This window comes from Microbispora bryophytorum, from assembly GCF_006874465.1.
In the GTDB taxonomy this organism is placed as follows: domain Bacteria; phylum Actinomycetota; class Actinomycetes; order Streptosporangiales; family Streptosporangiaceae; genus Microbispora; species Microbispora bryophytorum.
This window is the reverse complement of the sequence record NZ_VIRL01000015.1, coordinates 24,670-42,204: the sequence shown is the minus strand read 5'-3', so window position 1 is coordinate 42,204 and position 17,535 is coordinate 24,670. Positions and strand designations below refer to the sequence as shown.

Annotated in this window: 17 protein-coding genes; 14 read left to right on the top strand and 3 right to left on the bottom strand. The window is 72.9% G+C overall.

Annotated elements, in window-relative coordinates; translation table 11 throughout:
• Positions 1–102 precede the first annotated feature (102 nt).
• From FLX07_RS24505 to FLX07_RS24460, 10 genes are read left to right on the top strand one after another with little or no spacing between them, the layout of a single operon-like run.
• Positions 103–1,050, top strand: a complete 948-nt coding sequence (locus tag FLX07_RS24505; protein WP_142573795.1) for a ketoacyl-ACP synthase III family protein — start codon at positions 103–105, stop codon at positions 1,048–1,050.
• A 13-nt stretch (positions 1,051–1,063) separates the two neighbouring features.
• Positions 1,064–2,449 carry a preATP grasp domain-containing protein gene (locus FLX07_RS24500; protein WP_142573793.1) on the top strand — a complete coding sequence of 462 codons (1,386 nt, stop codon included), beginning with the start codon at positions 1,064–1,066 and terminating at the stop codon, positions 2,447–2,449.
• Entirely contained in the window at positions 2,446–3,756 is a 1,311-nt protein-coding gene (locus FLX07_RS24495) for a type III PLP-dependent enzyme (RefSeq protein WP_142573791.1), read from the top strand. Before FLX07_RS24500 ends, FLX07_RS24495 begins: the two co-directional genes overlap by 4 nt.
• A gap of 31 nt (positions 3,757–3,787) precedes the next feature.
• Positions 3,788–4,060, top strand: coding sequence for an acyl carrier protein (locus FLX07_RS24490; protein ID WP_142573789.1), 273 nt, complete (start codon positions 3,788–3,790; stop codon positions 4,058–4,060).
• A 9-nt stretch (positions 4,061–4,069) separates the two neighbouring features.
• Entirely contained in the window at positions 4,070–4,936 is an 867-nt protein-coding gene (locus tag FLX07_RS24485; RefSeq protein ID WP_142573787.1) for a hypothetical protein, read from the top strand.
• Positions 4,933–5,550, top strand: a complete 618-nt coding sequence (locus FLX07_RS24480) for a hypothetical protein (protein ID WP_142573785.1) — start codon at positions 4,933–4,935, stop codon at positions 5,548–5,550. The genes FLX07_RS24485 and FLX07_RS24480 overlap by 4 nt, the downstream gene beginning before the upstream one ends.
• Positions 5,543–6,784 carry an acyl-CoA dehydrogenase family protein gene (locus tag FLX07_RS24475; RefSeq protein WP_142573783.1) on the top strand — a complete coding sequence of 414 codons (1,242 nt, stop codon included), beginning with the start codon at positions 5,543–5,545 and terminating at the stop codon, positions 6,782–6,784. Before FLX07_RS24480 ends, FLX07_RS24475 begins: the two co-directional genes overlap by 8 nt.
• Entirely contained in the window at positions 6,784–7,155 is a 372-nt protein-coding gene (locus FLX07_RS24470) for a holo-ACP synthase (RefSeq protein WP_142573781.1), read from the top strand. Before FLX07_RS24475 ends, FLX07_RS24470 begins: the two co-directional genes overlap by 1 nt.
• A gap of 23 nt (positions 7,156–7,178) precedes the next feature.
• Positions 7,179–8,129: an ATP-binding cassette domain-containing protein gene (locus FLX07_RS24465; RefSeq protein ID WP_142574020.1), complete on the top strand. Its 951-nt coding sequence runs from the start codon at positions 7,179–7,181 to the stop codon at positions 8,127–8,129.
• A 40-nt stretch (positions 8,130–8,169) separates the two neighbouring features.
• Positions 8,170–8,937, top strand: a complete 768-nt coding sequence (locus FLX07_RS24460) for an ABC transporter permease (protein WP_208762366.1) — start codon at positions 8,170–8,172, stop codon at positions 8,935–8,937.
• 41 nt (positions 8,938–8,978) lie between these two features.
• Here FLX07_RS24460 and FLX07_RS24455 read toward each other — a convergent pair whose 3' ends face one another.
• The 3 genes from FLX07_RS24455 to FLX07_RS24445 form a co-directional block, all read right to left on the bottom strand.
• A complete protein-coding gene (locus FLX07_RS24455) occupies positions 8,979–10,475 on the bottom strand; it encodes an ATP-binding protein (protein WP_142573779.1) in 1,497 nt (498 codons plus the stop codon).
• A 270-nt stretch (positions 10,476–10,745) separates the two neighbouring features.
• On the bottom strand, positions 10,746–11,699 hold the full coding sequence (locus FLX07_RS24450) for a glycosyltransferase (protein ID WP_142573778.1): 954 nt from the start codon (positions 11,697–11,699) through the stop codon (positions 10,746–10,748).
• Positions 11,700–11,831: 132 nt separating this feature from the next.
• Positions 11,832–12,383: a D-glycero-alpha-D-manno-heptose-1,7-bisphosphate 7-phosphatase gene (locus FLX07_RS24445; protein ID WP_229689722.1), complete on the bottom strand. Its 552-nt coding sequence runs from the start codon at positions 12,381–12,383 to the stop codon at positions 11,832–11,834.
• 196 nt (positions 12,384–12,579) lie between these two features.
• On the opposite strand from FLX07_RS24445, the gene FLX07_RS24440 reads away from it, so the two are divergent.
• The 4 genes from FLX07_RS24440 to FLX07_RS24425 are packed head-to-tail and all read left to right on the top strand — an operon-like array spanning position 12,580 to position 17,532.
• Entirely contained in the window at positions 12,580–14,220 is a 1,641-nt protein-coding gene (locus tag FLX07_RS24440) for a carbamoyltransferase family protein (RefSeq protein ID WP_142573776.1), read from the top strand.
• The gene (locus tag FLX07_RS24435) at positions 14,217–15,251 is read left to right on the top strand and encodes a glycosyltransferase family 2 protein (RefSeq protein ID WP_223853865.1); all 1,035 of its coding nucleotides are present in this window, start codon (positions 14,217–14,219) and stop codon (positions 15,249–15,251) included. Before FLX07_RS24440 ends, FLX07_RS24435 begins: the two co-directional genes overlap by 4 nt.
• Positions 15,248–16,342, top strand: a complete 1,095-nt coding sequence (locus FLX07_RS24430) for a glycosyltransferase family 9 protein (protein WP_142573774.1) — start codon at positions 15,248–15,250, stop codon at positions 16,340–16,342. Before FLX07_RS24435 ends, FLX07_RS24430 begins: the two co-directional genes overlap by 4 nt.
• On the top strand, positions 16,339–17,532 hold the full coding sequence (locus tag FLX07_RS24425; protein ID WP_142573772.1) for a glycosyltransferase: 1,194 nt from the start codon (positions 16,339–16,341) through the stop codon (positions 17,530–17,532). The genes FLX07_RS24430 and FLX07_RS24425 overlap by 4 nt, the downstream gene beginning before the upstream one ends.
• The last annotated feature ends 3 nt before the right edge of the window (positions 17,533–17,535 follow it).

Genomic DNA, 17,535 nt, shown 5'->3' with positions numbered 1-17,535 from the left:
CGTCCGGCGGGCAACGGTAGGGAAAACCCCAATATTGCTCCGGGGGTGGTCGGGCCTAGCGTGTGCATCGTTTCGATCACGTGAGCAGTGGAGGCGCGTTTCATGCCCACCGCCCCCGTCCCGGCCATAGAGGCGGTGCAGGGTTTCGTCCCGAGCCGGTCGGTCGCCATCGAGGAGGTGGCCGACCGGCTCGGGATCAACCGGCACCAGCTACGGGTGTTCCAGCGCGTCCACGGTCTGGCACGGCTGCCCATGGATCCGGACCTCGACCTCATCGATCTGCTCGTCGCGCCGGCACGGGCACTCGTCCCCACCGCGGCCGACCGCGACCGGATCCGCTACCTGGTCTACGCGCACACCGCCCCGGACGTCGCGCCCGCGCACGTCAGCACGGCGCAGGAGCTGTGCCGCAGGCTGGACCTGCCCAGGGCCGAGGCGTTCGCGGTCACGCAGCAGAACTGCGCCAGCGGGCTGGCCGCCGTCGACATCGCGGTGCAACTGCTGCTGGCGGACGGAGACACCGACGGGCGCGCCCTCGTCGTGACCGGGGAGAAGGCGTCGTCGCGGATTTTCTCGGTGATTCCCAACACGACGGTGATGGGGGAGGGGTCGGCCGCCTGCCTGGTCGGCGTGGCGGGCGCCGGCCGGCGCATCCGGTCGTACGCGGTGCGGACCCGCGGCGAATACGCGCAGTTGTACCGCCCGCAACCCGACGTGCTCGCGGAATTCTTCACCTCCTACACGCCGGCCGTCGTCGAGATCATTCGCCAGGCCGTTCACGAGGCGGGCCTGAGCCCGCAGGAAATAACAATGATCGTGCCGCACAACGTGAACAACTCGTCGTGGCGGGGCGTGATTCGGGAGCTGGGTTTCGGGGTCGAGCGAATATATCTCGACAACGTGCCCCGATATGGCCATTGTTTCGGATCGGATCCGTTCATCAATCTCGCCAGCATGCGTGACGAGGGCCGGCTGCGCGACGACGGCGTGTACCTGCTCGCCGCCGTCGGCCTGGGTGCGACGTACGCCGCGATGGTGATCGGCGGATAGGAGGGAACACGCTGTGACACGCGAGAGCACGGACTACCTCCGGCGGCTGAAGACCGCGCTGACCGGGGACCCGGCCACGCCTCTGGCGTTCCTGTGCAACTTCGAGGTGGAGGCCCAGTGGGCCCGGCACCATGTCGGCCTGCCGGCGCCCGCGGCGACGCCCACGGCGATCGTCCAGCGGATGGAGGAGCTCGGCATCCTGCTCGCCGGGCCCGGCGACGTCCTCGTCGTCAAACACGCGCCGGACGAGGGCTACCTCCGCTACCTGGAGGAGGATCTCGGGGTCGGCCTCCCGGCGGTGCTCGTGCCGGAGACGACCACCGAGGACAGGCCGACCGCGGAGGACCTGCTGAACTCGCCGCGCGCGCTCGACCGGCTGAGCCTTCTCGGCCGGCGGGGGGCACGGCTCATGCCGATGGGGACCTCGGAGTCCGAGGAGAAACTGGCGGTCTCCGCCCAGGTGCCGCTGGCCGTGCCGGACGCGACGACGTTCGAGCGGGTCAACAGCAAGATCTACAGCCGCAGGATCACCGAGGAGCTCGGGCTGCCCGCCGTGCCCGGATGGTGCTGCGAGTCGCTCGGCGAGCTGCGGCACGCGCTCGCCGAGGCCGCCGGCGCCCCGGGGGCGGTGGTGGTCAAGGACGCCTACGGAGTCTCCGGCAAGGGCCTGGTCGTGCTCGACACCCCGGCCAAGGCCGACCGGCTGCTGCGCATCGTGGAGCGGCGCGCGGCCCGCACCGGTGACGACCGGCTCGCGGTGGTGGTCGAGCGCTGGATCCCCAAGCGCGCCGACCTGAACTACCAGATCACCGTCGACCGGCGCGGCGACGTGCGGTTCGACTTCGTCAAGCAGGCGTTGACCGAGCGCGGCGTCCACCAGGGGCATCTCATGCCTCCCGATCTCGGCGCGGACCAGCACGCGCTGCTGCGCCGCGCCGCCGCGGAGATCGGCGGCCGGCTGGCCGCCGACGGGTTCTTCGGGGTGGCGGGCATCGACGCGATCGTCGCGGAAGACGAACGGGTCCACCCCGTCCTGGAGATCAATGCCAGGCTCAACATGTCGACCTACCAGGGCGGCATGACCGAGCTGTTCCATCAGCCGGGTCACGTCGCCCTGGCCCGGCACTATCCGGTGCGGACCGCGGCGCCGATCGTCTTCGACGACCTGCGCCGGGTCCTCGGCCCGCTGCTGTCCCCGGCGCCGGGCGGCCGGGTCGTCGTCACCTGTTTCGGCACCGTCAACGCCGGGACCGCCAACGCCGGGACCGGCGACGGCCCGCCGTATCAGGGCCGGCTCTACACCCTGCTCACCGCTCCCGACCACGACCGGCTGGCGGCGCTCGACGAAGCCGCTCGGGCCGCCCTGTCCGGTGTGCTACAGCCCAGGGAGGGCTCATGACCGACGCGTACGCAGTCCAGGGCATCCCGGTCGCGGATCTCGCCGATCGGTTCGGCACCCCCCTGTACGTCTACGACGCCGAGGTGCTGGCCGAGACCTACACCGCGCTCCGGCGCCGCCTCCATCCGGCCGTCGACGTCTTCTACTCGGCGAAGGCCAACCCGAACGTCAGCGTCTGCGCCGTCATGCGGTCGCTCGGCGCCGGCCTCGAGGTGTCCTCCCTGGCGGAGCTCGCCACGGCGCGCTGGGCCGGGGCGCAGCCGTCCGACGTCATCTTCCTCGGGCCGGGCAAGTCCGAGGAGGAACTGCGGGCCTGCCTGGAGTACGGGATCGCGGCCGTCGTCTGCGAGTCGCTCGACGAGCTGGCCGCGCTCGACCGGATCAGCCGCCCGGGGACCCGGGCCCTGCTGCGGGTGAACCCGGCGTTCAGCACCAAGGGCGCCCGGCTGTCCATGGGCGGCAAGCCCCGGCAGTTCGGCATCGACCACGAGCTGCTGCTGCGAAGCGGGGCGGCGCTGCGCGCCCTGCGCAACGTACGCGTCATCGGGATACACGCGTACATGGGCACCCGCATCCTCGACCCGGACGGCATCGTCCAGAACACCGCCGGCATTCTCGCCGCCGCGCGCGAGCTGAGCGCCGAGCTCGGTTTCCCGCTCGAGACCGTCGACATCGGCGGAGGCCTCGGCATCGCGTACTTCGAGAACGAGAAGGATCTCGATCTCGACCAGTTGACCGAGGGGGTCAACGCGGTCGTCGCGGAATTCGCGGCCGAGCACCCGGGCTGCCGGGTGATCATGGAACTCGGCCGGTACCTCGCGGGCCGCTGCGGCACGTACGTCGTCCGGGCCCGGTACGTGAAGCAGTCCAAGGGGGAGTGGTTCGTCGTCACCGACGGCGGGATGAACCACCACATGGCCGCCGTCGGGGTGGGCAGCTTCGTCAAGCGCAACTTCCCCATCCGGTCGATCGACCACCACGACGCGCTCGCCGACCGCCGGTACACCGTCACCGGGCCGCTGTGCACCCCCGACGACGTGCTCGGCCGCAAGGTGGCCCTGCCCGAGGTGCGGCCGGGCGACCTGATCGGCGTCGAACGCTCGGGCGCCTACGGACCCACCTCGTCACCGGTGCTGTTCCTCAGCCACGGCTATCCCGCCGAGGTCCTCGTCTCTCGCGCCACCGCACACCTCGTCCGGCACCGCGACACCGTGGAGGACCTGCTGGGCCGGCAGATCCTCGTCGACCCACCGACTACGGCGGCCGGCGGCCCGGAGACGGGCACCGCAGAGACAGCTCCACAGTGATCAGTCCCACAGTGAGAAGGGAAACCCGGCAATGACCCGATCCGAGATCGTCGCAGCCGTCGTCCGGTCCATCGGCGAGGTCCTCCAGCGGGAGATCCCCGGCGTTACGGAGGACACCCGGCTGTTCGACGACCTCCAGCTGGACTCCACGTCGATCCTCGAACTGCTCATGGCCGTAGAGGACACGATGGACGTCGAGATCGACCCCGAGGGCCTGGACATGGACAGCTTCCGGACCGTCGGCACCCTGGTCGACTACCTTCAGGGGCTCGTGGACCTGGTCGCCACCGGCAACGCGGGCTGACGCACGGTCATGTCCCTGTCACTGGAGACCGCGGTCGCCTACGTGCCGCGGGCCGCCCGTCCGTGCCACTTCGAACCCGACATCCTCGAGTTCAACCAGGGCGTGCTCGCGCCGTACGGGATGCGGTTCGATCCGTCGTACGCGGCGGGCGGGAGCAACACCACCTTCCTCGAACTCGCGGAGGGGGTGCTGCGGGAGGCCCCCGGCCCGCTGCCCGCCCCGGACCTGCTGATCGTCGCCTACGCGCTGCCCGACCCGCACGCGCCGGAGAAGACCCTGGCGGCGCACCTCACCCGCGTGTTCGACGGCCGTCCCCTGAGTTTCGCGGTCTCCGAGCAGGGACTCGGCGCCCCGTTCACGGCACTGCGGATCGCCGACGCCTACCTGCGCTCCGGCCGCTGCCGCAGCGTTGTCCTGCTGATCCTCGAACAGACGTCGTTCCCCTATCCGGAGCCGTTCGTCCAGGACGGCGACCTGGTGGACTCGGCGGTGCTGCTGGCGCTCGGACCCGCCGGCGGCTGGGAGCTGGCCGGGGTCGGCTCCTCGGGCCCGCACTGCGACCTCGCCGCCCTGCTCGACAAGCCGCCGGGACTGCCGGGCGACGAGCGGCCCGGCGACCGGCTGGTGGTGACCGGCTCGTGGGGTGACTCCCTCGACCTGGGGCCGGCCGGGCCGAAGGCCCACCAGGCGCCTCCCGGCTCCTACTGCACCGGTGTCTGGCTGGAGTTCGCCAGGCACCACGAGGAGTGGCGCGACGCCTACCGGACGATCGTGTTCGGCGATGTCGATCCGCGCACCGGCGCCGGCCACGTGGCGACGTTCACCCGTCGCGAGCGTGCCGTCGCCGCCGGAAACAGGCGGGGAGGGCACCCATGACGACAGGCGCTTTGACCACAGGCGCACTGACCACAGGCGCATCGACGACCGGTGGGTTCGGAGACTATCCGGCCCTGCTCGACGCCCTGCACGCCGACGTGGCGTCCGGTCGTTTCGTCGCCTCGCCCTCCGGACGCGTCCTCGCGTCGGCGCGGGCGCTCGGCGGGGACGGGACGCGGAGGTTCACCCGCTTCGGGCTCGCGTGTGTGCCCGCACCCGGCGGCAGCGCCCGGGACGACGTGACGGCCGGCCGGTTCGCCGAGGGGCTGCTCACCCTGCAGCGCGAGGTCGTCCACCGGACGCTGACGCACACGATCGCACGCCTGGGCGAGCGGGCCAGCGAGGGCACCAGCCTGCTGACGCGGCCTCAGCTCCAGGCCGACCTGGCCGATGTCGCGATGGAGCTGCAGGAGGCGGCGGCGGAACCGGCGGAGGAGACGGGCCGCGACGTCCGCTGGGCTCGCCACCTGCGCCTGACCCGCGCGGGGCGGGTCCTGCTCCGCCTCCTCGGTGGCTACAGCATGCTCGCCGAGGGACCCGGCGTCGATCTGTACCTGGCCGAGGTGACGGGGAACGTCTACCTCCAGCCCGAGGCGGGTGACGGCGATGTCTGACTCCGGCCGGACGGCCTCGGCGTACCACCCGGACACGTACGGCGGGCGGGCGGGCGAGCTCGAACACTTCCTCCGGGAGGCCGCGCGGGATCTGCGCGGACCGGGCGAGGAGCTCGACGCCGATCCGGACGCCGTCTCCCGGTTCCTGCACCTGCCCGCGGTGCGCGTCCAGCAGCACATGCTCACCCCGGCCCGGTACGCCGGGGGCGGGGATCTCCTGCCGTCCTTCGTGCCCGCCGAGGCCTCGTGCGCGGAGTGGATACTCGCGGCGGAGTGGCTCGCCTACGGCGACCCGGGCATGACGCTGGCCAGCCCGGGTCCGGCCCTGTCGACCGCGGTCCTGCGGGCCCTGGCCGACGAGGCGCAGCGCGACTGGTTCTTCACCAAGACCGCCGACTGGCCCTCGTGGGCCTTCTTCGCGCTGACCGAACCAGAGAAGGGCTCGGCGGCGACCGAGCTCACGACCCGCCTCGACGCCGCCCCCGGCGGCGACGGCTGGGTGCTGACCGGCGAGAAGATGTACATCGGCAACGGCGCGCACGCGCGGGCCGGAGTGGTGTTCTGCCGGCGGGCCCCGGGACCGTGGGGAATCGAGGCCGTCATGGTGGACACCGGCGATCCCGGCTTCCACGCCGAGACGCTCCCGATCATCGGGTTGCGCGGCGCGCGGATCAGCCGGTTGCGGTTCGACGGCATGTACATCCCGCCCGAGCGGATACTCGGCCGGGACCGGCCACGCAGCCGGCGCGGGCTGCAGGGCGCGCTCCAGGCCATGCTGTGGTTCCGGCCGAGTGTGGCCGCGTTCGCCCTGGGTGCCGGGCGGGCGGCCTGCGACTACGTGCTGGAGCAGCGCCCCGCGCTCGCCGGCGCCGACCGCGCCCGGATCGACGCCCTGGCCGACCGGATACGCCGGTTGCGCCGCCTCCTTCACGAGGTCGCGGCGGAGATCGACGCCGGTTCGCCCAACACGTTCCGGGTCAGCGGCGTCAAGATGCGCGCCGCGCACCTCGCGGAGGACGCCACGATGCTCGCCGCCCGGCTGCTCGGCCCGGCGTCGCTGGTCGAGCATCCGTGGCTGGACAAGCTCTACCGGGACGTACGCGCGTTCGAGTTCATGGAGGGCACCGGGAACATCCACCGCCGTGGCGTCTTCCAGGGGCTGTTGAGGGATGACTATTTCACGCCGCGAGACCGGGACGCCCGTCCCGGACGTGCCGTCGAAGGGGTGATGTGATGCGTGTCGGTGTCGACCTGATGTCCGTCGGCGAGCTGGAGCGGCTGCGTGCGCGCCGCTGGTTCGACGGCTACGCCTTCGCCCCGGCGGAACTCTCGGAGGCCGAGAGTCTGTCGGACGCGCGCGCCGTAGAGTTCCTGGCCGGCCGGTTCGCCGCCAAGGAGGCCGTGCTCAAGGCGTTCCGGATGGGATTGTTCCAGGGCGTGGCGCCACGCGAGATCGTGGTCGCCCGCGCCTCCTCCGGAGCCCCCGAGGTCACGCTGCTCGGCGCCGCCCGGACGGCCGCCGACGCCGCCGGCGTGCGGCATCTCGACGTCTCGATAACACACAAGGGCGATCTGGTCGTCGCGGTGGCGGCGGGCTGGTCATGAGCACATCGGGAGCGGCCGTGCCCATCATCCAGGCCACCGGGCTGACCCGTACGTTCAGGGTCGGCCGCCAGCAGGTCGAGGCGGTCCGGGGCGTCGACTTCGAGGTGCGTCCCGGCGAGATCATCGGGTTCCTGGGGCCGAACGGCGCCGGGAAGACCACGACGCTGCGCATCCTCACCACGCTGCTCAAACCCAGCGCGGGCCGGGCCGTCGTCGTCGGCGCCGACGTGAACACCGACCCCGGCGCCGTCCGCCGGCGCATCGGCTACGTGGCGCAGTCCGGCGGCACCGACGGCAACTGCCGGGTGGCCGAGGAGCTGATCCTGCAGGCGCGGCTGTACGGCATCGCGAAGCAGGACGCGGTGCGCCGTGCCGCCGACCTGTGCGAGCGCCTCGATCTGACCGGGCTCGCGGACCGGCCGATCAGGACGCTGTCGGGCGGGCAGCGGCGGCGCACCGACATCGCCCTCGGGCTCGTCCACCAGCCGCCGCTGGTCTTCCTGGACGAGCCGTCCGTCGGCCTGGACCCGCAGAGCCGCAGCGACCTGTGGACGCACATCCGCCGGCTGCGGGACGACTTCGACACGACGGTCTTCCTCAGCACGCACTATCTCGACGAGGCCGACACGCTCTGCGACCGGATCCTGGTGATGAACCACGGGCGGATCATCGCGGAGGGCACCCCCGACGCTCTCAAACGCCGGATCTCCGGCGATGTGATCAGCCTGACCCTGGGCGGCGACGCCGACCGGGCGAAGGCGGTGCTCGCCGAGTGCCCCGGTCTGGACGAGATCGCCGTGTCCGGGCAGACCGTCCGGCTCACGGCGCGCGGTGGCGAGAAGGCGCTCGTCTGGCTGCTGCGGGCGGCGGACCAGGCGGACCTCGACCTGCGATCCGTCAACATCGCCCGGCCGACGCTGGACGACGTCTTCCTTGCCCTGACCGGGTCCTCGCTCAGCGAGAACCATTCGTGACCGTGGCGCTGCGGCGGTCCCCGACCGTGGAGGAGCTTGCGTGTCCCTCATCCCTGCGAGCCTGCTGATCTTCGCGCGACAGATGCGGCTGTCGCTGCGCTCCCCGGCGTGGCCGGTCATCGGCCTGTTCCAGCCGGCGCTCTACCTGGCGTTCCTCGGCCCGCTCCTGGTCAGGGTGGCCGGTGCGGGAGTCGACGGCCTGCCGGCCGGGGCGGCATGGCGCTTCTTCGTGCCCGGCCTGCTGATCCAGCTCGGCCTGTTCGGGCCCTTGTTCGCGGGCCTGTCCATCATCGCCGACCTGCGATCGGGTGTGTTCGAGCGGATGCGCGTCACCCCGGTGAGCCGGTTCGCCCTGCTCGCCGGCCGGGTCATGAGGGACACCGTGGTCCTGCTCGTCCAGACGGCGGTCCTGCTCGCCGTGGCGTACGCGTTCGGCCTGCGCGCTCCCGCCCTCGGCCTTCTCCTGATGTTCCTGTTCGTCGCGGCCATCGCGGTCGGGCTGTCGGCCCTGTCCCACGGGCTCGGCCTGCTCGTGCGCAACGAGGAGTCGTTCACCCCCCTGCTCAACGCGGCGGCCATCCCGCTGCTGCTCCTGTCCGGGATCCTGCTCCCGATGACGCTCGCGCCCCAATGGCTCGACATCCTCTCCCGGCTCACTCCGTTCCGTTACGTCATCGACGGCATGCGTACCGCCCTGTACGGCGACTACGGCAGCTCGGTCGTCGTGGCGGGCGCCGGGGTCGCCCTCGCCACCGCCGCGTGCTGCCTGGCGCTCGGCGCCCGCCTCTTCGCCAGGAGGAACGCCTGAGGACGGCGACCGGCGACGAGGAGGAGATCACCCAGCGGGTGTCAGTTGCCGTCCGGGTGGTTCGGGCAGGCACACTCGGCCGCCCGGTCGCCGACGCGCCGCAGGATCGCCAGGGCCTGTTCGCAGCATCCCAGCGCCTGGTCGAGATCGTCCAGGTCGTCATGGGCCGCGGCCGGACGCCCGCACTCGGCGTCGGACCAGCCGGGAGCGTCGTCACAACCGGCGGACGCCGCCGGCCGCCCGCCGGCGGCGGCGTGCAGATACCACGTGACCAGCCGGCGCACCGCGGCGGACCGGTCCTCGGGCGATTCGTCGGCCTCGGCGCAGTCGGCGGCGTACAGCCGGACCAGGTCGTGGAAGCGGTATCGCGCGCCGCCGGTCTCCTCCAGCAGGTGGACGGCGGCCAGCGCGTCGAGCAGACGCCGCGCGTGCCGGTGGCCGATCCCGGCCAGCGCGGCGGCCGCTGGAACACCGAGTTCGCCTCCGCGATGCAGGCCGAGCAGCCGGAACATGCGAGCGGTGTCCGGATCGAGCGTGCGGTAGGACCAGGAGAACACCGAACGGAGGGTGGTCGCCTCGTCTTCGGTGGTGGCCAGCAGGTCCAGCATCCCGCGGGTGGCCGCGAGCTCGGCGGCGAGAGTCGTCAGCCGCAGCGACGGACGTGCCTGCGCCCGTTCCGCCGCGATCCGCAGCGCCAGCGGAAGATAGCCGCACCTCCTGGCGATCTCCGCCGCGGCCTTGGGCTCCTCCACGACGCGCCGGCCGCCGATGGCACGGCCGAGCTGGTCCAGCGCCTCGTGCTCCGGCAGCGGCGCGAGCACGACGCGCGCGGCGCCGTCCCTGGCGACCAGGCCGGACAGCCGGCTCCGGCTGGTCACCACCAGCCGGCATCCGGCCGAGCCGGGGATCAGCGGACGTACCTGGCCGGACGTGGCCGCGTTGTCGACGACGATCAGCGTACGTCTGCCGTCCAGAAGGGTGCGCAGCAGGACGGAGCGCGGCTCCAGGCCGGCCGGTATGGACGCGGGGGAGCACCCGAGATCATGGAGGAACCGGGCGAGCACGTCGGCCGGTTCGGCCGGAGTGCCGGTCGGGTCGAAGCCGCGCAGGTCCACGAACAGGCATCCGTCGGGGAACCGGCGGGCGGCGCGATGGGACCAGTGCAGCGCCGTCGCCGTCTTGCCCACACCGGCGGGGCCGGAGACGATCACCACCTGATGGCCCAGCTGAGCGTCCTCGATCTCGGCGAGCGCGGCCGAGCGGCCGGCGAAGGCGCGCGGGGCCGCCGGAAGCTGCGCCGGACGAAGGAAACGTCCGTGATGCCGATGTCGCGCGGGAACGAGCCCGGCAAGCGCGCCCTCGGCCCGGAGCACCTCGTCGCAGCGCCTGGCCACCAGCGGCGTCGGCGGGCGTTCGCCCGTCTCGATCCTGCTCAAGTAGCCCTTGCTGTAATGGGTCAACGCCGACAGGGATGCCAGGGACAGGCCACGTTCCCTGCGTAGATTCCGGAGTGCGACCCCAAACGACGCGTTCTCCATCGAAACCCCAGACTCGGCGAATTCCGGACCGTCGTCACGCGCGGTGCCCAGGGGTTTCGCCCACTGGACCTCCTCTCGATACACCTCGCTCAAACGATCGTGTTGCCTCAGACGGCGTCCGGCCTGATGGTGGAGGAGAAGGCAATCCCGCGATCTATCGCTATTTAAGCACTGATCGCCTCAATGGACACATTGACATGATTTGTACCTTATTACGGACAGTAACTTTCTAGATTTCGGCTTTTCCGTTGCGGCGTGCCCGCGGCAGAGTCATCCCGGGACGATCGAGCCGAGCAGCCTGTCCCAGTCGGCGAGGAAGCGGTCGAGGTTGTAGCGGGCCAGTGCGGCCGAGCGGGCGGCCTTGCCCGCCTGTGCGGCGAGCTCGGGTTCGTTGGTGTACCGGTCGAGCGCCCGCAGTAGCGTCGGCAGTTTGGTCGAGACGACCCCCGCCTCCGGCGGCACCGCCTCCACGGCCTCGGTGGTGGCGAGCGCGACGACCGGCATGCCGATCATCATGGCCTCGATCAGCGACAGTCCGAGCGAGGTCCACCGGTAGGGGTGCAGGTAGACCCGGCGCCGGGCGAGCTCCGCGTGCATGGCGGCCTGCGGCAGGTCCTCGAACGCCTCCATCTCCCCGGACAGGCCGAGCGTGGACGGCAGGTTCGTCACCTTCATGCCGAACACGTCGAGCGGGGCCGTCGCGGCGAACGTGGGCAGCAGGTCGGTGCCCGCCACCCGCCAGCGCCTGATCGGCTCGTTGACAACCACGCCGGCATGGGCCAGCTCACCCGTGTAGAGGTAGCCGGGGTCGACGACCCCGTGCTCGATGACATGGGTGGAGGCGCGGCCGGAGTCCCAGAACAGGTCGTTGAAGTGGGTGACGTGGACGATCGGGATGTCGTCGCGGTCGGCCAGCGGATGACGGGTCTTGGGCACGTCCCCAGCGGGCGTGTTGTGCTCGACGTAGACGCCGGGCACGTCGCGCCCCAGCCATTCGCGGGCCAGGCCGAGCTCGTGCGGCCGCTGGTAGACGACCACGTCGACGTCCTCGCCGGCCAGCCGGTCGTACGGGACCTCCCGCACCGTGCCGGGCCAGGGATAGGTGTCGGCCCGGCCCCGCCCGTCGGGCCCGCGGTCGGGGGTGAGCGGCACCAGATAGTCGTGCCGCCCGTGCACGAAGGAGGTGGTCCACGAACCGTGGACATGCCAGACCATGATCTTCATCGCGTCGCTCCCCGTCCGTCGTTCCGCCGACCTCGCCACACCGTGTCGCAACACCGTGTCGCAACACCGTGTCGCAACACCCCTGCCCTCCGCCCGCGGGCGCCCCACCCACCTGCCCTGGTCGTCTCCTCTTCATCCTCCGCTATGAGCTGAACGCCCCCCGAGCACCAGATCGACCGCCGCGGCGAGGTCGGACGCCACCTCGGGGGCCGCGGCCACCTCCTCCGGCAGCGTCACCGGGGTCGGCACGAGGATGCCCCGGGCGCCGGCGGCACGGGCCGCCTCCACGTCCCGGCCGATGTCGCCGATCACCACGCAGTCCTCCGGAGGCACGCCGAGCCGCCGGGCCGCGCGCAGCACGAGACCGGGCGCGGGCTTGCGGCAGTCGCAGCGGTCGCCGTCGTCGTGCCGGCAGATCTCCCACACCTCGAAGGGGCCGAGCAGGGCGTCCACCCGGTCGTTCACGGCGCGCAGGTCCTCCGGGGCGATCAGGCCCTTGGCGACCCCCGACTGGTTGGTCACGATCCCGATGGGGATGCCCTCCGCGCGCAGCCGGTCGAGCGCCTCCCGAGCCCCGGCGACGGGCCGCACGCGCTCGGGATCACTGTTGTAGGGAACATCGTGAATGAGCGTTCCGTCGCGGTCGAAAAGCACCGCGGCGGGTGGACGAGCGGCCTGTGGCACAAGGAACCTCCTGCACGAATCGCCCGCCGGGCTACCCGAGGGACAGATCGGCAAACACTGCCACAACTGCGCCCGTGACTACGCGGAGTAGCAAATATTGAGTGCATCCCCCACTCACGTCGACTTCTCTACAAAGCAGTGTTTGGAAGCGCTTCTCTCGGTAACCAGACCTCCACTGCGCCACGGAGGGAAACCGATGCGGTTCTTGGGGATAAACGCGATTTTCCATGATCCGGCCGCCGCGCTGGTCGTGGACGGTGAGGTGATCGCCGCAGCGGAGGAAGAGCGCTTCAGCCGCCGCAAGCACGGCAAGCGCCCGGTCCCGTTCTCCGCCTGGGAGCTGCCGGAGCTGGCCGCCGCGTGGTGCCTCGAACAGGCCGGTCTGCGGCCCGAGGACCTCGACGGCGTCGCCTACTCCTACGACCCCGCGCTCGTGGTTCCCGCAGGCCCCGGGCAGGACGAGCGCTGGGAGGACCTGCGCACCGCCTACGCACGCCGCGCTCCCGCCTTCCTGGCCACCGCGCTGCCCGGCCTCGACGCCGCCCAGGTGCGGTTCGTCCCCCACCACATCGCGCACGCCGCGTCGGCCGGGCTGGCCGCGCCCTACCGCGAGTCGGCGGTGCTGGTCTGCGACGGCCGTGGCGAGGCCGTCTCGCACCTGGCCGGGCACTACCGGGACGGCGAGCTGACCGTCCTGGCGAGCCAGGCGCTGCCGCACTCCCTCGGGCTGATGTACGAGGACCTCACCCAGCACCTCGGCTTCCTCCGGTCGAGCGACGAGTACAAGGTGATGGCCCTCGCCTCCTACGGCGAGCCGCGCTTCCTGCGCGAGATGCGCGAGCTCATCTACCCGACGGGCGACGGCGGCTTCCGGGTCGAGGCGATCGACTGGAGCGTCTACGCCAAGGCGCTCGGCAAGGGCGAGAAGTGGACGGCCGACCACGCCGACCTCGCCGCGAGCGTGCAGATCCGCCTTGAGGAGGTGCTGCTCGACCTCGCCACGTGGCTGCACGAGCGCACCGGGGCGCGCCACCTCACGATGGCCGGGGGAGTGGCGCTCAACTGCGTCGCCAACACCCGCCTGTTCGCCGAGGGCCCGTTCGAGGAGGTGTGGGTGCAGCCCGCGGCGGGCGACTCGGGCACCGCGCTCGGGGGTGCGCTGCACCTCGCGCAGGCCGGCGGCGACCCCGTCACGCCGATGCCCGGAGCCGACCTCGGGCGGGGGTGGACCGACGAGGAGCTGGGCGCCTGGCTCGACGTCGCGCGCGTGCCGTACGAACGCCCCGCCGACCTCGCCGCGACCGTCGCCGCCGAGCTCGCGGCCGACCGCGTGGTCGCCTGGTTCCAGGGACGCGCCGAGTACGGCCCCCGCGCGCTCGGCCGCCGCTCTCTGCTCGCCCACCCCGGCAACCCCCGCAACACCGAGCGGCTCAACGACGTGAAGGGCCGTGAGCAGTTCCGCCCCATCGCCCCGATGGTGCTGGCGGAACGCGCCCCGACGATTTTCGGCAGAGGCCCGATGCAGAGCCCGTACATGCTGTTCGTCCACGACGTGCGGCCGGAGTGGCGCGACCGCGTCCCCGCGGTGGTGCACGTCGACGGCACGGCCCGGATCCAGACCGTCGAGCGCGGCCGCGACCCGCTGCTCGCCCGGCTGCTTGAGGAGTTCGAGGCGCGCACCGGGCTGCCGGTGGTGGTCAACACGAGCCTCAACACGGCCGGCCGCCCGATGGTGGACGACCCCCGCGACGCGCTGGAGTGCTTCGGCTCGGCCCCGGTGGACGTGCTCGTCCTCGGTCCGTACGTCGTGCGCAGGGGGGCGGTGTTCGCCGGATGACGACTGAGATGACCCGGGAGACGAACGCGGCTTCCCCCGGGGAGCCGCACCGAGAGACGGGACCGGCCGTCACGGTCGTGATCCCGACGATCGGCCGGCCGAGCCTGGCCGCCACACTCGCCGCCGTCGGCCGCGTTCATGGTCACGGGCCCGAGGTGATCGTGGTGGACGACCGGCCGGGCGAGAGCCTGGAGCCGCTGACGGTGCCCGGCCGCGTGCGCGTGCTCAGGTCGGGCGGGCGCGGCCCGGCCGCCGCGCGCAACGCCGGATGGCGGGCCGCGACGACGCCGTGGGTGGTGTTCCTCGACGACGACGTGGTGCCGGGCCCCGGCTGGGCGCGCGCGCTGACGGACGACCTCGCCCGCCTGCCGGACAACGTCGGCGGGAGCCAGGGACGGCTGGAGGTGCCGCTGCCCGCGGACCGCCGCCCGACCGACGCCGAGCGCAACACCGCCGGCCTGGCCGGCGCGCACTGGATCACCGCCGACATGGCGTATCGCAGGACCGCCCTGGAGACGAGCGGCGGGTTCGACGAGCGCTTCCCTGGGGCGTATCGCGAGGACGCCGATCTCGCGCTGCGGGTCGAGCGCGCGGGGTTCTCGCTGGTCAAGGGGGAGCGGCTGACCCGCCACCCGGTGCGCGACGACGGCTTCTGGTCGAGCGTGCGCCTCCAGCGCGGCAACGCGTCCGACGCGCTCATGCGGCACGTGCACGGCCCCGACTGGCGGGTGATCATCGGCGGCCACCCGGGCAGGCTCAGGCGGCACGCCCTCACCACCGGCATGGGCCTGCTCGCGCTCACGCTCGCCGCCACCGGGGGTCGCCGCAGGCGGCTCGCCGCCGCGGCCGGGCTGGCGTGGCTCGGCCTCACGGCCGAGTTCGCCCGCGCCCGCATCGCCCCGGGCCCGCGTACGCCGGAGGAGATCGTGCGGATGGCCGTGACCAGCGTGGTCATCCCTCCGGTGGCCTGCGCGCAGCGGATCGCAGGAGAGGCGAGGGTGCGGACGGGCACGACGGGGAGGCGCTCGTGATCGGGACCGCTCTGGTGGTCCGGCCCGACAACGCGGGCGACGTGCTGCTCGCGGGGCCCGCCGTGCGCGCCGTCGCCGCCGGGGCGCGGGAGGTCGTGATGCTCGCCGGCCCGCACGGCAGGGCCGCGGCCGAACTGCTTCCCGGCGTCGACCGCGTCCTGGAGTGGCGCGCCCCGTGGATCGACCCCGAGCCGGTCCCGATGACCTCCGAGCACGCGGCCCGCCTGGTGGAGCAGGTCCGCGCCGTCGGCCCGGACGTGGCCGTCGTCTTCACGTCCTTCCACCAGTCGGCGCTGCCGGCGGCCCTGCTGCTGCGGCTGGCCGGAGTGCCGCGGATCGCCGCGATCAGCGAGGACTACCCCGGCTCCCTGCTCGACGTGCGTCACGTCGTGGACGAGAGCGTGGACGTCCCCGAGCCGGAGCGCATGCTCGGCCTCGCCCGCGCCGCCGGTTTCGACCTCCCGCCGGGCGACGACGGGCGGCTCGCCGTGCGCGGCCCGCTGCCGGACGTGGAGCACCTCACCGGTCCGCCCGGCTACGTGGTGGTGCATCCCGGCACGACCGCGCCGGCCAGGGCGTGGCCCGCCGAGAGGTGGGCGGAGGCGGTCGAGGCGCTGCTGGCCGCCGGCGAGCGGGTCGTCGTCACCGGCAGTCCGGGCGAGCGGGCGCTGACCGCGCTCGTCTCAGGGCCGGAGCTCGTCTCAGGGCCGGCGCTCGGCTCCGGTTACCCTCTCGGCCCCGGTTTCCCGCTCGATCTGGGCGGGGCGACCACGTTCGCCGAGCTCGCCGCCGTGCTCGCCGGGGCGTCGGCGGTGGTCGCCGCCAACACCGGCCCGGCCCACCTCGCGGCCGCCGTCGGCACGCCCGTGGTCAGCCTGTTCGCGCCGGTCGTGCCCGCCGCCCGCTGGGCGCCGTACGGCGTGCCCACGGTGGTGCTCGGCGACCAGGGCGCCCCCTGCCGGGGGAGCAGGGCGAGGATCTGCCCCCTGCCCGGTCACCCGTGCCTGACTTCGATCGGCGGCGAGCAGGTGGTCGACGCGGTGCGCCGCCTCATCCCGGCCGAAGAGGCGGTGAAGGAGAGGGTGCCATGAGGATCGCCCTGGTGTCGGAGCACGCCAGCCCGCTGGCGACCCTCGGCGGTGTGGACGCCGGCGGGCAGAACGTGCACGTCGCGGCGCTGGCCCTGGCCCTGGCCGAACGGGGCAACGAGGTCGTCGTGCACACGCGGCGGACCTCCCCCGGCCAGTTGGACACCGTGCCCATGGCGCCCGGCGTCACCGTCGAGCACGTGCCGGCCGGACCGGCCGAGCCGCTGCCCAAGGACGAGCTGCTGCCGCACATGCCCGAGTTCGGGGAGCACCTGGCCCGCAGGTGGAAGGCAGAGCCGCCCGACGTGGCGCACGCGCACTTCTGGATGAGCGGGCTGGCCACACTGACGGCGGCGGAGCCTCTGCGGATACCGGTCGTGCAGACCTACCACGCGCTCGGCACCGTGAAGCGGCGCTGGCAGGGCGAGGCCGACACCAGCCCGCCGAGCCGGCTCGCGATCGAGCGCGACATCGGCCGCCGGGCGGTCGCGGTCATCGCGACCTGCTCCGACGAGGTGGGCGAACTCGTCGCGATGGGCGTGCCGCGCGACCGGATCGCGGTCGTGCCGTGTGGCGTCGACCTCGGCCTGTTCCACCCGGACGGCCCGGCCGCCCCGCGCGGCGACCGGCTCCGGGTGCTGAGCATCGGCCGCATGGTGCCGCGCAAAGGGGTGGACACCGTCGTGCGCGCGATGCGGCAGGTGCCCGGCGCCGAGCTCGTGATCGCGGGCGGCGACCCGGGCGACGAGGAGGGGACGCGGCTGCGCACGCTGGCCGACGGCCTCGGCCTCGGCGACCGGGTCCGGCTGATCGGCAGCGTGAGCCGGGCCGAGGTGCCCGCCCTCATGCGCTCCGCGGACGTCCTGGTGACCGTCCCGTGGTACGAGCCGTTCGGCATAGTGCCGCTGGAGGCCCTGGCCTGCGGGGTGCCGGTGGTCGCCTCGGCGGTCGGCGGCCACCTCGACACCGTCGCGGGATGCGGCGTGCTCGTGCCGCCCCGGCGGCCGAGCGCGCTGTCCCGCGCGCTCTGCGATCTGCTGGTCCGGCCCGGCCTGCGGGCGGCGCTGTCGGCCGCAGGGGCCCGGCGGGCCCGCGCCCGCTACGGCTGGCCCAGGATCGCCGAGCAGACCGAGTCCGTGTTCCGGAACCTGACCGGCGGGCGCCTGGGCGCCCTCGCCGCCGCGGGAGGCTGAGCG

Coding starts and splice junctions, on each gene's coding strand:
- FLX07_RS24495 (WP_142573791.1), top strand. CDS start 2,446: ATGACCGACGCGTACGCAGTCCAGGGCATCCCGGTCGCGGATCTCGCC.
- FLX07_RS24490 (WP_142573789.1), top strand. CDS start 3,788: ATGACCCGATCCGAGATCGTCGCAGCCGTCGTCCGGTCCATCGGCGAG.
- FLX07_RS24485 (WP_142573787.1), top strand. CDS start 4,070: ATGTCCCTGTCACTGGAGACCGCGGTCGCCTACGTGCCGCGGGCCGCC.
- FLX07_RS24435 (WP_223853865.1), top strand. CDS start 14,217: ATGACGACTGAGATGACCCGGGAGACGAACGCGGCTTCCCCCGGGGAG.
- FLX07_RS24450 (WP_142573778.1), bottom strand. CDS start 11,699: ATGAAGATCATGGTCTGGCATGTCCACGGTTCGTGGACCACCTCCTTC.
- FLX07_RS24425 (WP_142573772.1), top strand. CDS start 16,339: ATGAGGATCGCCCTGGTGTCGGAGCACGCCAGCCCGCTGGCGACCCTC.
- FLX07_RS24505 (WP_142573795.1), top strand. CDS start 103: ATGCCCACCGCCCCCGTCCCGGCCATAGAGGCGGTGCAGGGTTTCGTC.
- FLX07_RS24470 (WP_142573781.1), top strand. CDS start 6,784: ATGCGTGTCGGTGTCGACCTGATGTCCGTCGGCGAGCTGGAGCGGCTG.
- FLX07_RS24440 (WP_142573776.1), top strand. CDS start 12,580: ATGCGGTTCTTGGGGATAAACGCGATTTTCCATGATCCGGCCGCCGCG.
- FLX07_RS24455 (WP_142573779.1), bottom strand. CDS start 10,475: ATGGAGAACGCGTCGTTTGGGGTCGCACTCCGGAATCTACGCAGGGAA.
- FLX07_RS24475 (WP_142573783.1), top strand. CDS start 5,543: ATGTCTGACTCCGGCCGGACGGCCTCGGCGTACCACCCGGACACGTAC.
- FLX07_RS24480 (WP_142573785.1), top strand. CDS start 4,933: ATGACGACAGGCGCTTTGACCACAGGCGCACTGACCACAGGCGCATCG.